The organism is Rossellomorea aquimaris, from assembly GCF_020171925.1.
Taxonomy (GTDB): domain Bacteria; phylum Bacillota; class Bacilli; order Bacillales; family Bacillaceae_B; genus Rossellomorea; species Rossellomorea aquimaris_F.
The window spans coordinates 902,672-917,876 of record NZ_JAIVAR010000001.1; the positions used below are offsets into that span (position 1 = coordinate 902,672).

Here is a 15,205-nt window from a genome sequence, read left to right on the forward strand (position 1 = left end):
AAGAAAAAAATCCGGGTGCTCGGAAAAGATTCCGAGCTCCCGGATTTATTCAACACAATCGGTAATAGCGTATTTTTTTATTTTATCGTAGATCGTGGAATTCCCTATTCCAAGCGATTCAGCAGCTTTATTTTTATCGTAACCGTACTGTTTTAAAGCCCTTTCGATTGCTTTCTTTTCTGTTTCTTCTATTATACTCTTCAAACTTCGCTTTTCCATCTTGGTCGTCTTGCTGTTTATCAAGTATTCCGGCAGCGCCTCAATCCCCATTACTTCACCGTCTGAGAGATGGACCCCTGCATCAATGACGTTCTCGAGCTCCCTGATATTCCCCGGCCAATCATATTGTTCGATGATGGATAGTGCCTCCGGGGAAACAGAGGTGACACGCTTTCCGATCCTTGCCGTCACTTTTTTAAGAAAATGTTCAACCAGCAAATGAATATCCTCCGTCCGCGCCCTCAGCGGAGGGATGAACAGCTGAACCGCATTGATACGGTAAAATAAATCTTCGCGGAAGAGTTTGTCCTCAATCATTTTTTCCAGTGGACGATTCGTCGCGGCAATCACACGAATATTAATCTTTTTAGGCTGCAGTGCCCCCACTGGCTCGAATTCCTTTTCCTGCAGGACACGCAGTAGCTTTACCTGCATGTGATGCGGCATATCCCCAATTTCATCCAGAAAAATCGTCCCGCCGGCCGCAAACTCGAACTTCCCGATCTTCCCTCCCTTTTTCGCCCCCGTAAAGGCACCTTCCTCATACCCGAAAAGCTCCGATTCGAGTAAATGCTCCGGAATCGAACCGCAATTGACTTTCACAAATGGCTTCTCGCTCCGCTCACTCAGTTTATGTATGCTTTGGGCCAGGATCTCCTTTCCGGTCCCGCTCTCTCCCCTGAGGAGGACGGAAATATCCCCGTTCGCCACCCGTTTCACACGTTCTTTTAACCCGGTGACCTCTGGTGTATGTCCGATTAGATCATGCAGGGAATACTTAAGGCCATTTTCGGCTTCCCATTCATTGCGATAATAGTTAAGTTCTGAAAGGACATCCTTGATATGACTGTTCATTTTCTTCCAATCATCCAGATCCCTGAAAAGGATCGTCCCGATCGCCCCAAGGATTTCATTGTTTTCGATGATCGGAATGCGATTGGCGATGACGAACTCTCCCCGAAGCATCTGCACATCGGCCATATCCTTTTGCCCTGTCCGCGGGATCAGATGCATTCTGGTGTTTTCAATCACATCCGTCACATGCTTGCCAATCACCGTATCCCGGTTTACCCCTAAGAAGTCACAATAGTTATTACTTATGTACTGGATCATCCCATCGCGATCCACAATCACAATCCCGTAATAAGCACTCTCAAAAATGAGATCAAGCAAGTGGTCATTAATAAACAGTTCGGTACCCCTCATAAGACCATCCCCTTTTATAGCTTTCTATCTATTATAGTAGCATGATTAGTAGGGTTTAAGTATTATTAATCTGAAAATTTAAAATAGACAGAAATAACACAAGGGATTCACAGGGACAGGTACTCCGGCCTTTTTTCAAAACAAAAAGAGCCGCGATGACTGTCCCCGTGGCTCATTCTCCAGCTTAATTCTTACTAAGCAGAAGATCTCGTATTTCCATTATTTCCGAAACAATTGCGTATGGCATATGTGATGTTGATGGTGATACATTTCTAGAATTCACCCAGATGGCTTCCATGCCATTTTCCATAGGTGCCACTACATCATGGGTCCAAGAATCACCGATAAATAATGTCTCGCTCGGTTGTTTGTTAAAGTAATCTAGAGCTTTAGAGTAGATTCGGGGGTCTGGTTTTCTATAACCTAATTGTTCTGCGTGAAAGACTTTGTCACTATTTAATCGTTTTCCTAATCCCATGTTCATCAACTTTTGTTGAGGATCATATAAACCATTCGTTACAACTCCCAGTTCATACTCTTTACTTAAATCGTTGAGTAAACACAATACCGATTTATTAACAGTAATATAATCCATACTGGTTTTATAAAAAAGCGTATCCAATTGATCTAAGGTCTCTATGTCAGTAGTTAAATTGAATTGTTCTAGTGCATACTTCCATCTGGCTCTCTTAAATTCTACTGTATTGTATTCTCCAGAAATCAATTTATCGATTAAAGATCTTGGTGGCTTTTTTACTAGTTCTAAAAACAATACTGTATCTACATTAATTGTGAGTGGATGTTTGCTTAGGCATTGAGTTAATCCCTTATCAAACCATGAAGAATTATCAAGCAACGTATCATCTAGATCAAATAGAAGCAAGCTGATTTTTTTCATTTTTTCACCTTTCTTCTGGAAACATGGGGACGGTTCTTGTGCTTCGGAAGCAAGAGAACCGTCCCCATGCAGCCGATTATTCAACTGCAAGTAGGTTAAATTCCCTAAGGAACGAAGATAGTTCTTCGATTGAGTGGAATTTATAAGAATATCCAAAAGGAATTGGAGTTTCTCCCGTATTGATTCTTTTAGGATATCTCTTCAATGCAGTACTATGGGTTAACCCCTTTGCTGTCTTTTTCAGCAAGAAGGAATTCTCTACCGTGACCGGGTTTAACGCCACTGTGATTTCCTTATATGGCAATAAGTAAACGATTTCATTTGTGTGTAAACTTTCAAATTCAATCCCTTTGGTTGTCTCGTTTTTCATTATAAAGCTATTATCTTTAAAGGCTTGAAGTAACTCTTCCAATAAACTCATCTCCCATTAAATAATGTCAACCTGCCGATACTTAAACTTTAGTTACGCTGCACGAGGACCACACTTCCACTAAGTATGACCCAGTGGACATGACCTGCCTTTATTGAAACCCATCTCGAGTCCCACAAAAGTATCCAAACCCAGCATTTCCTAAAGATTCGCGAAGTAATTGATCTCTCACTTCGTAAACATTGATAGTAGAAGCTAGATTCAATTGCGTATGTATCCCTCAACTAACTACATAAGTTTCAGTTGATTCATATTCTCTCTTCTTTTAAACAATAATACTTCCATTTCATTAAGCTATTCAGTACCGTTTTCTCAAGAAAAATGCCCTTAAGCGCACTACCTCATTTTACCATAAAAAAACACCAATCACCTTCCTACTAACCCCATAAAAATAAAAATGCATATACCGCTTTGATGGGTTCCAACTCTTCTCTCTTTTTCAACATACCGCAAAAGTACCTCCCCCACTCCCCCAAAACCACTATCAAAAACCCCCACCAAAAATCCAACCAGGTCTTTGTTACCATACCTTAACGTTTATGGTAAACTATTAATTCATATACATAAACATCCAGCCGAGCCATCGGCAACCAAAAATATCATAACCCACTAAAAATAAAGTAAAAGGAGCTGCTGTAGTTGGACGATAGACCTGTCTACCTAACAGAAAAGGAAGAGAAGCTCTACCATGACTACCTTGAGAAATTGGTGGCGTCTAGGACCCATGCTGAGGCAAAGATTTATCAGCGTAGGTTATTCGGCCTGATTGCGAAAGGTAAATCGAGAGGAGAACGGAGAGATGGATAACAAAGTTAAACGTGTGTTGGATGAGATGGAGACATTCAGCACCCCTCAATCAATGGAATTTTGGGAAAAGGTATTAGGAAAAGGTGATAACTGGATGCCCTTTATTCAGGAAATGAACGCCAAGGGGATCACGGTTAAGGATGTGAGAGCGGCGATTGAACAGGTTGTTCAGAAGAACGAAAACGAAAAGATGGAACAAAAACTTGAACGGGCAATGCGTAACGCAAAAGCGAATCTTGAATTGTCAGGATTTCAAGTGACTTCAGCAATGGATGATCTTGTTCGTCGCAGTTTAGTCGAAAAGATGGATGACGATCAATTCAGAGATGAAGTACTTCGTGCGATCAAAGTAAAGGACACGGTAACCGATGATGATGAGTAAAGAGAGAACGCTCATGTACCTAGACTCCGAGATTGCAAAAGCCCTGGTAGAAGACGATTACGACAGAGTGTGCGAACTCACTGATAAACGGATTGAACGACTCAGTGAAAAGGAGGAAGTCCAACTTGAAGCAATCGCTTGAGATGTTGGAACAAATACAGTTGGGTTCTTACAACAGCATCGTTCGTGAAGCTAGTTACGTAAAACACAATTACTCCTCTGCAGCAAGCCCCCTTCGGACATTTGTCAGGGAAGCTGTAACGTACTTAGATTTCAGTGAAGCTATTTCAAAAATTAGAGGCGATGATTTCGAAGAAGATAAGCAAAACGTTCTGGACCTTTTAAAAGAATTGAAGCTCCACGACTTTCGTACGTCTTATAGTGAAATTGGGACAAAAGCAATGAGAGAATTCTTCGGGTTCAGCCCTGAGACACAGATGGCTGGTGTAGTGACCATCATTGAAATGATTAGCCAGCAAGTAGAATTAGGAACCCTTGAAACGTTTTGGGAAGAAGTGTTGGAAAAGGATTACGAAGCTAAAACGTTCAGTGACATTATTTACAGGCGGGACTAAGTAATGGATAAAGAAACTAAAATAGAAATCATTAATGAACTGTTAAAGGACCAACACTCTCCAGAAAAAATTGAGTTCCTGAAAGAGTGTAAACGGATTGCACAGCAAGGATCGTTCATACCGATGAACTACTTAACCAACGAAGAGAAATTTATTTTTAAAAGCATAAAACAAGATATTAAACACTGTAAAACTACAAGAGAGATCAAGTTGCTCGAAAGTAAACTGGACGTATTACTGGAAAGAGCGATCACACGATATCGGAGGATTAATACGATGGATACAGTTAACAAAGTAACCGAAGAGCGGTATCGTATCGCCTTTCGATTAGTTGGTTTTTTCATCCCTCACGATGAAATTGCTTATGGGACCGGATTGTCCGAAGATGAAGTTCTTACTCTATTAGAATACAGAAACGAACTCTATAGCGAATTTATAAAGGATACAGTAGGGTCAACGATCAGCTTCTATCACTGGTGTGAAAAAAAAGGATACTCAAAAGACCTGCCCACATACGTTAAAAAGAAATTGGAAGAAGGGAAAGACCATGACGAATGAACAGGAATTAGCAGCTAGAGTAGCTGGAGGGATGATCGAGTTAATTGAGAGCGGTAAATTAGAGCGGAACTGGTCCGATACAGCGGATATGATCGAGCTAGGTTATTTACCCCTTGAAGAACTTCATAGGACCAAGGATTTGAAGACGCAGAAGATCATGAAGCAAGTGTATAAAGGATTAGGCATGCACTTCTTACCCTTGAACAAACCGACTTATACGGTACGGGATACGTTGACCACGACTGAATGTGTGAACTGTTGGGAAATGACTGACACAAGACGTCCTCGTTGCGAACATTGCGGAGGGCATTTCGAATTAGATTAAAGTAGGACACTCTATAAATAAGCGTTTACGAGACACAAAACAGATGTAGACTCCTCTTATTGCTAAGCGTGTGAGGACGTCATGACTAGAAGGCGGGAAGTTACCCCCCTTCTAGTTAGAAAGGGGAATGGTTTAGAAATGATGATAAAATCCATCGAACACGCTTGTCGGCCCTATTTGTATGCGGTCATGGCCTTTGCCGCTTTGTACTCGATGACGTACCAGTGGTTGAATAGTGGAAGTATCTTTATCGCTTTGGCAACGTACAGTGTATTTGCTACCGTATCCATTCAAGTAGGAAAAGGGATGCACCGGCAAATGGATGAATTCTTTTATAGTTTCGATTGGGATGAGAATTGTATTATTGTAGAATACCGGATCATGAAAAGGGTCATTCAGGGAATAGGCGTTGTTCTTTTGTATTTCTATGTACAAGCTGGAATCGTCTTATTCATAGAGCCAGGCTTATTTTCTGTAAAACGATTTGGCGTTCCGATCATATGGCCGTTTATCGCGGCGAATTGCTATTTGGTGACTTCTTTTTATCGGCAATTTATTTGGGAGCCGTTTGAGCCTTTGGAAGATGATGATGGAGAGGAATTTATGGAGAATCATTATTAGTTACAAATTTGGGGCAGGTTCTGCTGGAATGCAGAACCTGTCCCTTAATTTAAAACTACTTTAAATGGTATTGATGATAATGCAAAAAGGGGAACACCGCCCCAAATAGGTACCCTTAGTCATTCAACAATCGTTCTCTCTTTTCCGGAATTAGACCAAATCAAATAGACGTTCTCCTTAAGAAAAACGTCTATCTGATTTAACAATTTACTTATAAGGTTTTCTCCATTGATATTCTAGTATTTGAATAACCCAATTTCTTGTATAATCGATAAGCACCCTCATTTTTCCCAAACACACTTAACCCTATTGAACCCACACCACTTTCTCTAAGCTTATCTTGAAGCTTTTCAATGGTACAAGTCCCGAACCCTTTACCTCTATGATGTTTGTCTATAAATATATGATACAAGTATGCTGAATTTGTTTCAGGAATTACGCTGTACCATAGAATTCCCACTTTTTCCTTTGAATTAGCCTGTATGATCTTGTACAAGTATTGTCCCTCAGTTGCTAATCCATCCTTAAACATGTCTTGTATCATCATCTCTGATTCCTCTAGCGCTTGATCCATAGTTAAATTGAAATTTTTTGTGATTTCAATAGCATGATCAGGGATCATAAAATCCAAATACCTCTTAAATTCTACTTCATCAACTTTACTTAACTTAATCATTGTCTCTCTCCGTTCTAGTAGGCGAATTTTCTATGTGCAAAGTACTAGTAGAAAATAGTAAACAGAGGTTATTAAAGTGATTAAATTAATAGTATTTAATCATGTATTAATACCTTGTTTACTCATGCAATCCAAGGTACGCACATAAAGTTTTTAGACATAATGAATTCCTCCATTCATAGATACTTTAAGTATTTATATTGTGTAGTCACCGTTTCACAAACATCTTCTTTATTCAAACCAATTAATTCACATAACTAGAGGTGACTCTATATAAAATCATTCGAAAACTTCACCAAACTTTGGATATGCTCCCTTTGGTGAATAGACCAAGGATTAAATCCTGGAAAATTCTGATAACCTAACCTTACCATAGGTTGCATCCGTAGGGAACAGGCAACTATCTACAATCATTTTGTTTACTGTCTCATCGATTTTTGATGTTAGTCAGATGTAAGAATAGAAACTAAATCAAATAGTGGTCGATTGCTCTTTACACCATTGAATTGTCTTATCCAGCCTTTATATCGTTCAGCCTATTGATTCAGTCTTCTTAAGTCACAACCTCCGTAAGTGGATCAAATCCTTTGCTCCAATTCCTCTAGCCATCATGCTTTTTATATACACCACTTCGTTCTCCCACTGTTCCACACGGTCCTCACAAATTTCGTAATTGGTCTCCCCCATTTCAGCGTTTCAGGATAATGGAAAACGTATTTCGCACTCCCCAAAAGGCGGGGCATGACCCCAGTTCGTTAATACTTCAGTGTACTTGGTTCAGGCCACGATTCTCGTTCATAACGTTCTTCTTCCAATAGCCTGCCCTGTTGGTTCAATAAGTAACTCTATAGAAAAAGACGTTAATCCTTCTTGAATTAACGCTCGCTTTAGCGGAAAAGGGTAAATTTAAATTAATTTGGTTAGCACTAAACTCTACCGTTTCTTTCTTTGATTTTACTGACTCATAGGCAGGGAAGAATTATTTGGTAGTTATTTTACATAAAACCAACTCCCCCCAGTCACCCTCTCCCTCCTCAAAATCCCTTCCTCCTCCATCCACGTCAACCCATCCATCACCGCAAACCCCTCTTTATGTAACAAGAACATCCCCCGCACACAGCAAGCCCGCCATATCTCACCATAGCTCAGGAACCCCAGCCCATCCTCCCTCACATCCGCTGCCCCCATCAAGTCGATCAACAACCGATACATCTTCCTGCCTTCTTCTAAAAAAGAATCCCCCGCCTCAACCGCAGCTTTCGTCATAAACATCCCCATCATCTCCCCATCTTTTTTATAAAAATAAACCACTCCAACCGGGTCAACGTTCCTGTCCCCACAACGCGCTCCCGACCAAACCGGGACAATGAACCTGTCCCCTCGTCCCGCTTCACTTCCCGTTCCCACTAAACCGTCCGCACTCCTTCTTAAACCGCAGCTTCACCGTCCCCACCGGGCCGTTCCGGTTTTTCGCCACTTTCACTTCCACTACATCCCCCGCGTCAGATGCACTGTTGTAATACTCATCTCGATATAAAAACAAGACAATGTCCGCATCCTGCTCGATGTTCCCGGAGTCACGAAGATCCGAAAGCCTCGGTCTCTTGTCATCCCTGGATTCCACGCCCCGCGATAGCTGGGACAGCAGGATGATCGGGATCCCGAATTCCTTGGCCATGCTCTTAAGCTGCTTTGTGATATGCCCGATCATCAAATCATGCCGGTCAAACCGCTCTTTCACGTTGATGAGCTGTAAGTAATCGATCACCACCAAAAACGGTTGAGTTGGATACTCCCGCTTAAGATTCAAAATCCGCTGCCTGATTTCCATTAGCGTGATCAATCCGTTTTCCGAGAGCTGCAGGTTCGCTTTGTAGACCGCGTTCAACGCTTCCTGCATCCGCGGCATTTCCTCCTTCGATAAGTATTTATACGGGTTATGCCATTTCATCATATTGATGTCGGACAGATTACAGAGCAGCCGCTGCATGATTTGCTTCGAGCTCATCTCGAGGGAAAAGAGGAGTGACACCCCCTCTTTGTTTGTGCACTCCCATGCGAGCTGGATCGCGAGCGCCGTCTTCCCCATCGAAGGGCGTGCCGCGAGGATGATGAGTTCGCCTTCCTTCCAGCCTCCCGTCAGCCCGTTCAGCGCAGGAAACCCGGTATTCACTCCCGGCATCCCCTTCCGCTCCTCATAAAGAGATTCATAGAGTTCCATGATGATACTCTCTTTCGTCTCCTCATCATGACGCTGTTCGCTATGCATCTCGATGAGCACCTTGTACAGATCTTGTGCAGATTCCGGGGTGTAATCATTCAAAAAATGGTTGGCCGAATTCCGGATCAGACTCAGGTCATAGTATTTCATCACGATCTTCTCGTAATAGCCGAGATTTGCAATCGACGGACAATGGGCCGCGAGCTCCAGAAGATAAGTGACGCCCCCTGCATTCTCGGTTTGGTCCTGCAGTTCTTCGACAAGCGTCACCGGGTTGATCTCGACATTCTTCTTCTGCAGCTCCTTCATTGCCGCGAACACAATCCGGTTCCTTGACTGGGTGAAGTGCTTTGTCTCGAGGCCTAGCTGGTGGATCCGGTCCTCTTCGAGCAGCACAGCCCCGAGAATCATACTCTCTGCTTCATGCAGCAGCCGTAAGACCGCTTCATCGCTCCCAAGGTTTCTTATGTCCGTTCCATCGCTCAATGTGTTCAAGCCGTTCCACCCCCTCCTTCTCCCATTCCCCCAGCATGTCAAGCACCATCGTTTCCGTCTCAGGACTCACATAAATCTGAGAAACACTCGGGATATATTTGTGCTGTTTGATATGGTCGTCCAGCCGTCTTTTCACCTCTTGATACTCACATTCCTTAAGCAGTCCGAACCATAGATTCATCGTTGTTTCCGGCAGCTTCTTTGCCGGATACGCCAGATACAGCATATTCATAAGCTCCTTGAACTCCTTATTCGTCATAATCGTTCAAACTCTCTTCCAGCCGGTCAAGCATGGCATCAAGCTCCGCCATCCTTTTTTCCGGCGACTCCCGGCTCTCCAAGGCTTTCAGCAAATACTTCGGACTATGAATCGTGGCGTTCGGCTCATGCACCTTGATTTTCTCAAACTGCTCATCCATGAACGCCTTCAGTTCGTCCACCGACATCTCATGCAAGCTGATCTTCTCAAGCGCCATCTGATCGATCGGTGACAGCGAAAAGCTTCCTCCCCTCCTCACCAGGAAATGCTCCGTGATGAGCGTCAATCTATCTGCCAAAGTATTCGTTAGGGTGGTGAGTGTTTTTTTCTTTTCGTTCTCTACGTTCTTTACATTCTTATTTCTGTTACCGCTTCTGTCCCGCTCGTCCTCCGTTGCTGATTCACATCGCGGAGGCAAAATGATGCCGGCATCCCCTTCGTGCCGGTTTGTATCGGTCATATCCTCTTCATTCAATGTAATATCCACAGTCTGCGGATCCCTCACAGGGTCCCTTGCCTCCCTCACCGTAAACAAATACCCGCTCCTGAACTTCTCTGCAGTGAACAGTCCTTCCTTCTCCAGCCGCTTGATCGATCGCTGAATCCTTGACGAACTAAACGTCTCCTTCTTCTTCCCGTTATAAAACCAAAGCTTGTCCTGAAGCTCACCAATCGAATGCACATACTGCCCCTTCTTCAATACCCGGTCACCCACCACAACACCATCCTTCACCATCGCATGATTCAAAATCCACAAATAAATCCGCACATCCTCCGGGTGACAGAACACCCTCGACTCCAAAATGCTTCTATCAAACTTCGTCCACCCAATCAATGACATTCCACATCACTCCTTATTTCTTATTCATCTTCTATATAGTGATAGAGTTGTGAAAAGGATACCCCTGAGTGAAAAAAATTTATATTTCTTTCCCAAATGATTTAATTCGAGATCAATTGGTGTTACTGAGTGCAAGTCATTAAGCAAAATGGCCTTCTGTAAAGACACCCTGAACCCATAGCAAAAAGAGCAACCCCGGCACTGTATGCCGAGATTGCTCTTTACCACTTATGGATATATTCATGAGGAAGTCCTTTAAGAAGTTGCTTCTTATTGGACTAGTTCTTCTCTTCGCTAATCAGCCTAACGCAATACTTTTTGAAGCACTATTATGCCTAAATTTCTGGCAGGCAAACAGATCATAGACTAGCGAAAAAAGTTATTTCATGAGAGTGATATACCCTATCACAATTACGCAAAAGGAAACAAGAGAACCGTCCCCATGCATCCTTGCTTTCCCCGGCGCTTCAATCTAAAATTATCAACCTCAAAAACAAGTTCCATTTATTACTATTAATGGTGTATATTTATAGATGATTAAAATTACAGTAATGGATGAAAAATTGGAAATTAAACAGATAAGATACATGATTTAACATCTTTTCACATTAAAGTTTTAATTAGTATCTGCTAATTTAATCAAACAACATTGAGGTATTTGCTTCAAATTTTTTTATCCAAATGAACATAGGGAGATTAAAATGGATCAACTTATATCATTAATCATATTTTCTTTACCCGGTTTAATCACTTATTTCTGGCTACAATTATTTGGAATTAATCCAGTAGTAAAACATACTCCTACTGAAATGGTTGGTTTAACAGCTTTACTATGGGCACCCACCACTTTTTTTACCGTTATCATTTATGATTTATTGTTCATGCTAATTAGTTTTATATTAAATTTGTGGAAGGTAGACTTATCCTTTTTAAATTTAACAGTTATTGTAAATCTAAGCGATCTGAATGATCTCTCTAACAATCTTATCTTTCTATTTTATTATTTAATTCTTAGTTCAGTATTTAGTTTCTTTACTGCACTAATATGGGCAAATTATCTTTATCGGGAAGTATTAAATATTATTAATAAAGTTCGTATTAATAGAAAGATTATAAAACTTGCAGAAGACCCTACGGTTTGGGAAAGTTTCTTTTATAGGTTAGAGGAACAAAAGGAAGAACAGCTGGTTGTTGAAATTTATAAACTAGATAAACCACAAGATAGAATCTGTGGGCCAGTTATTAGAATGTCCCGTCCTTTTGAAACTGAGAAGTCATTAATTATCGATTCTTCAAAAGGCTGGGGTGAATCACACGAATATTTCAATTACGAAATAAAGAAATCCTACATAGATACAAAGTCAGGTCTAATTATAAATGAATTAAACGTTAAAAAACCTAAACCTAAGATTATTACTTAGGTTTAGGTGGCGTTGGAGCTTGATATGATGGTCTCTCTCCAGATCTGATATTCCTTCCGGGTGCTATCCCAATAGGTCTAGGAGAAGATACATTTATTGTTCTATTTTGGCTAGTACTATTATTATTAGATCTATTACTTTTCATATTACGCCCCTTTTTATAAACAATATTTTTTGTCGCGAAATCCTTAATGCTATCTTTAATTATATCAAAAAACTATCTTACTGTTAATTATTAACAAATTAAAATAGCAATAAATAATAATATATGAAGAGCTATATTCTGAGTTAAATTTGATGTTGCCCATACTATCATAATCCCCTAAAGTGTTATGTAATCATCTGCTTTAATAAGAGTTTCCTGCAAAGCGTTTCCTCCCCTTAGATCGAATTACTTTAGTAAACACTTATGCTGAACTATCTCTACTAGAAATTTCTTCATTAATTAGATATACAATATAATCTATTTTACTGTTATACTCATTAGTCTTATTAATAAAAGGAATTCCCTCCCTAAAGATTACTAGACCAAATCCGAGAGATAATGAAAGACTAAGTATGATGAAAGCAAAATTAGAGTTATTAAGTAATTTTTCTAATGCAGGTAAAAGTAAAGCAAAAACTGATATAAAAATAGCAAAAGCTGAAAAATTATTCCCAATTTCTTTCTTTTGACAATTAATAAAAGCTTTAACTTTATTTAGCTCTCCAATGGAATTAACGTTAACTAATAAATTGCATGCTTCTGTATCTGTTTTTGCATTAATTAATCCTTCAGTTAATTCTTTAATACTTTCCTGTAAAACAAAACTGTCAATCTTAAAGTGCATATATTTCTCCTTTACAATATCTCTTCAATTACTTCCCAGTTTTCTGCGGCTGAGGTAAAAACATAGTTTACATTATCTCTATCATCAATCCACTGACCATTTAACTTATTCATATAGAAATGAATTCTTGGGGAAGTTTATCCCTTGGCATTTGCCCATTTTTTAAATCGTTCAGGACTAAGTAGAATTGTATTTAATTCCCCTTTATATGTGATATCAAATACATATAATCCGAACGAATCAATAGCCTCTCGATCGACTGTAAACCAACCATTTGGATACCCTTCCTTTACCTGTGAGAACGAGATTTCTTTATTAATACTCTAATAGTGTGTTCACCATTTGAAATTATTAGTTTTCCTTCTAATTTCCTACTTCCTTTAGTTACAGTTAAGTGCGGATATCTACTTTTTATTTGGTTCAAAATATAGTCTCGTGCATAAGATAAATTTTTTGATTCTACATATCCCACATGATTATTTATGTGAGTATTTTATTTCAAATTTATTCCCCCTCTACGATCCATACAACTTATTTCCCCTCAATATCATCTTCCTTTGGAGCTCCTTACCATTCTTATTTCCAATTATAACCTATACATTTTTATCCTTCACCATTAAAAAAGAGGCTTATGAATATATGCAAGCCTCTTCCATCAAATGCTATTGGTTAAAAAGTGATTCCTTAATAAGTTTAAAAGCCTGCGCAAGCTGGTTGCTTTTGTAAAGTATTTAACGGAACCGTATCTAACAATTCATCATCCTGCAAAACTTCAATCTGCTTTTTTACTGAATTAAATAACAGCTCTACATGCCCCAATTCTTAGGCAATTTATTTGGGAGCCGTTTAGGCCTTTGGAAGAAGATGATGATGTAAAGGAGTTTATGGAGGAACATTATTAAGTAAATCAGAGGGACAGTTTCTGCTAGGAAGGCAGCACCTGTCCCTTCTACAAAAAACTAAAAGCAGAGTGGCAATCGTCCCACTCTACTCCTCACCTTAATTCACACCAAACAACATCCGACTCAAACCATCCACTAACTGCCCACTCTCCACTCCAGGCACCATCTGAATTGCCCCCATCTTGTACGCTTCTTGAAATTCTCCCTGAAAGAACCTCATACCTTCTGCAGACTCTTCAGAGGTCGGGGTCAAGATATACACTTCGCGGACCGCTTTTTCACCTGTTTCTCTATGCACGATCCCATCGCGGTATTTATGCATTTCACCCAGAGCCGTCCCAAGATTCCCTGGTACTCGATACTTGGGATCGAACACGATGATTTCGTTACCCATTTCCAACACGATATCAGGTATCATCCTTTGGGTGTACGTGTGGAATTCCTTCGAATTATACTGATAGTTTCTCTGGAAATATAGTTTCATGCCGCCCCGCAGGTTTATCTTGCTTTCATGGTTCTGTGCCAGGTCAAGAAAGAGGCCATTCTCCGTTGTTTTGTATAGCCCCTTGCTATCCCCAATCAGATTCTTCTCTCTCAAGACCTTCACAATCTTCATGAAGCACCACATTTCATATAATTCAAACGTGTCTTTCATGGCAATGGGATAGTCGAACCCGATGCCCTCTTGATCATGACTGAATAGCTGTTCAAACCATTGATACCACTTCCGGTAGATGGGGTGTTTCCTGAACTTTTGAGTAATGGAGTAGACCCCTTGATGCATGGATACCTCTTTGAGGAAAGGAGAATTCATCCATCGAATGACGATCCTCTGTAATGCAGCAGCTTTCCTGGAAACATCGACCCTTTCGACAATGGCGTATATCCTGAGAAGATTACTTAAATCGAACAACTGCTTCTTCAGTACTTGATTTTCATACACATCCAGTGATTCGAAGGTTTTGGTTGTTTCTACATTGAGTGGGACATCATCACCGTATCCACGCTTATCAAGCCAATGGAGGGTTGCTTGTTCCACACGTTGCACTTTTTCCCTTCTCTGATTGATTGGAAGTTTGACCAGCCTTCGGAACGGTTGTTTTTCAATCCGGTCAAAAATTTGGCGAAGTTCATGAAACGACCTTTCTATATACATCCACTGCGTCCAGGATGCTCCCCTCTTCCTTCCAGAGGCGTTGACTCCCCGCTCCAACCCGCTTAATTGAAAACAGCTGTTACTTTCGTTCAGGATGTCTTCAATCATGACATCGAATTGTTGTTCCGTCATTTTACGGGAATCAGGATGGATATAAGTATCGAATTCGTTCCCATTTAGATAAACCTGTATGGATCCACTTTGAAAAGGAGTCATCAATTGAGATAGGAACGTATCTCCCTCTTTATAGAATGGGATTGGCATTCCTTGCACTCGTAAATCGATGCCTTCACCCTTATATCGAAGCTTATATTCTGTACCCTCGATCAGATACGCCTCTTGAAATGGAACCCATCCACTCGAATAGACCCAAATTTCCAAAC

General features: G+C 40.6%; 18 protein-coding genes. 8 read left to right on the top strand and 10 right to left on the bottom strand.

From position 1 onward, the window contains the following. Positions 1-45: 45 nt before the first annotated feature. The 3 genes from LCM10_RS04700 to LCM10_RS04710 all read right to left on the bottom strand — a co-directional run bounded on the left by LCM10_RS04700 (position 46) and on the right by LCM10_RS04710 (position 2,735). Positions 46-1,425, bottom strand: a complete 1,380-nt coding sequence (locus LCM10_RS04700; RefSeq protein WP_224875010.1) for a sigma-54 interaction domain-containing protein — start codon at positions 1,423-1,425, stop codon at positions 46-48. Between the two features lie 184 nt (positions 1,426-1,609). After that, the gene (locus tag LCM10_RS04705) at positions 1,610-2,323 is read right to left on the bottom strand and encodes an HAD family hydrolase (RefSeq protein WP_224875011.1); all 714 of its coding nucleotides are present in this window, start codon (positions 2,321-2,323) and stop codon (positions 1,610-1,612) included. Between the two features lie 76 nt (positions 2,324-2,399). Beyond that, the gene (locus LCM10_RS04710; RefSeq protein ID WP_224875012.1) at positions 2,400-2,735 is read right to left on the bottom strand and encodes a hypothetical protein; all 336 of its coding nucleotides are present in this window, start codon (positions 2,733-2,735) and stop codon (positions 2,400-2,402) included. 657 nt (positions 2,736-3,392) lie between these two features. Here LCM10_RS04710 and LCM10_RS04715 point away from each other — a divergent pair. From LCM10_RS04715 to LCM10_RS04745, 7 genes are all read left to right on the top strand, one after another. Next, a complete protein-coding gene (locus LCM10_RS04715) occupies positions 3,393-3,560 on the top strand; it encodes a hypothetical protein (protein WP_224875013.1) in 168 nt (55 codons plus the stop codon). Beyond that, positions 3,553-3,942, top strand: a complete 390-nt coding sequence (locus LCM10_RS04720) for an antitoxin VbhA family protein (protein ID WP_224875014.1) — start codon at positions 3,553-3,555, stop codon at positions 3,940-3,942. Before LCM10_RS04715 ends, LCM10_RS04720 begins: the two co-directional genes overlap by 8 nt. Continuing rightward, positions 3,929-4,084 (top strand): hypothetical protein, encoded by a 156-nt coding sequence (locus tag LCM10_RS04725; protein ID WP_224875015.1) that lies wholly within the window; start codon positions 3,929-3,931, stop codon positions 4,082-4,084. The genes LCM10_RS04720 and LCM10_RS04725 overlap by 14 nt, the downstream gene beginning before the upstream one ends. Beyond that, positions 4,068-4,517 (top strand): hypothetical protein, encoded by a 450-nt coding sequence (locus LCM10_RS04730; protein WP_224875016.1) that lies wholly within the window; start codon positions 4,068-4,070, stop codon positions 4,515-4,517. The genes LCM10_RS04725 and LCM10_RS04730 overlap by 17 nt, the downstream gene beginning before the upstream one ends. A 3-nt stretch (positions 4,518-4,520) precedes the next feature. After that, complete coding sequence (locus tag LCM10_RS04735) at positions 4,521-5,075, top strand: hypothetical protein (RefSeq protein ID WP_224875017.1); 555 nt, start codon at positions 4,521-4,523, stop codon at positions 5,073-5,075. Next, the gene (locus LCM10_RS04740) at positions 5,065-5,400 is read left to right on the top strand and encodes a hypothetical protein (protein WP_224875018.1); all 336 of its coding nucleotides are present in this window, start codon (positions 5,065-5,067) and stop codon (positions 5,398-5,400) included. The genes LCM10_RS04735 and LCM10_RS04740 overlap by 11 nt, the downstream gene beginning before the upstream one ends. A 138-nt stretch (positions 5,401-5,538) precedes the next feature. Beyond that, entirely contained in the window at positions 5,539-6,021 is a 483-nt protein-coding gene (locus tag LCM10_RS04745) for a hypothetical protein (protein ID WP_224875019.1), read from the top strand. A 211-nt stretch (positions 6,022-6,232) separates the two neighbouring features. On the opposite strand, the gene LCM10_RS04750 is transcribed toward LCM10_RS04745, so the two are convergent. The 5 genes from LCM10_RS04750 to LCM10_RS04770 all read right to left on the bottom strand — a co-directional run bounded on the left by LCM10_RS04750 (position 6,233) and on the right by LCM10_RS04770 (position 10,513). Then, positions 6,233-6,697, bottom strand: coding sequence for a GNAT family N-acetyltransferase (locus LCM10_RS04750; protein ID WP_224875020.1), 465 nt, complete (start codon positions 6,695-6,697; stop codon positions 6,233-6,235). Positions 6,698-7,687: 990 nt separating this feature from the next. Further along, positions 7,688-8,104, bottom strand: a complete 417-nt coding sequence (locus tag LCM10_RS04755) for a hypothetical protein (protein ID WP_224875021.1) — start codon at positions 8,102-8,104, stop codon at positions 7,688-7,690. Beyond that, the gene (locus LCM10_RS04760; RefSeq protein ID WP_224875022.1) at positions 8,088-9,413 is read right to left on the bottom strand and encodes a replicative DNA helicase; all 1,326 of its coding nucleotides are present in this window, start codon (positions 9,411-9,413) and stop codon (positions 8,088-8,090) included. Before LCM10_RS04760 ends, LCM10_RS04755 begins: the two co-directional genes overlap by 17 nt. Next, positions 9,364-9,672, bottom strand: coding sequence for a replicative helicase loader/inhibitor (locus tag LCM10_RS04765; protein ID WP_224875023.1), 309 nt, complete (start codon positions 9,670-9,672; stop codon positions 9,364-9,366). Before LCM10_RS04765 ends, LCM10_RS04760 begins: the two co-directional genes overlap by 50 nt. After that, on the bottom strand, positions 9,662-10,513 hold the full coding sequence (locus LCM10_RS04770; protein ID WP_224875024.1) for a hypothetical protein: 852 nt from the start codon (positions 10,511-10,513) through the stop codon (positions 9,662-9,664). Before LCM10_RS04770 ends, LCM10_RS04765 begins: the two co-directional genes overlap by 11 nt. A gap of 701 nt (positions 10,514-11,214) precedes the next feature. Here LCM10_RS04770 and LCM10_RS04775 point away from each other — a divergent pair. Beyond that, positions 11,215-11,934: a hypothetical protein gene (locus LCM10_RS04775; protein ID WP_224875025.1), complete on the top strand. Its 720-nt coding sequence runs from the start codon at positions 11,215-11,217 to the stop codon at positions 11,932-11,934. A gap of 407 nt (positions 11,935-12,341) precedes the next feature. On the opposite strand, the gene LCM10_RS04780 is transcribed toward LCM10_RS04775, so the two are convergent. Together LCM10_RS04780 and LCM10_RS04785 are read right to left on the bottom strand one after the other, a co-directional pair. Beyond that, positions 12,342-12,764, bottom strand: a complete 423-nt coding sequence (locus LCM10_RS04780; protein ID WP_224875026.1) for a hypothetical protein — start codon at positions 12,762-12,764, stop codon at positions 12,342-12,344. Between the two features lie 999 nt (positions 12,765-13,763). Further along, on the bottom strand, positions 13,764-15,203 hold the full coding sequence (locus LCM10_RS04785; protein WP_224875027.1) for a DUF2357 domain-containing protein: 1,440 nt from the start codon (positions 15,201-15,203) through the stop codon (positions 13,764-13,766). Positions 15,204-15,205: the final 2 nt, after the last annotated feature.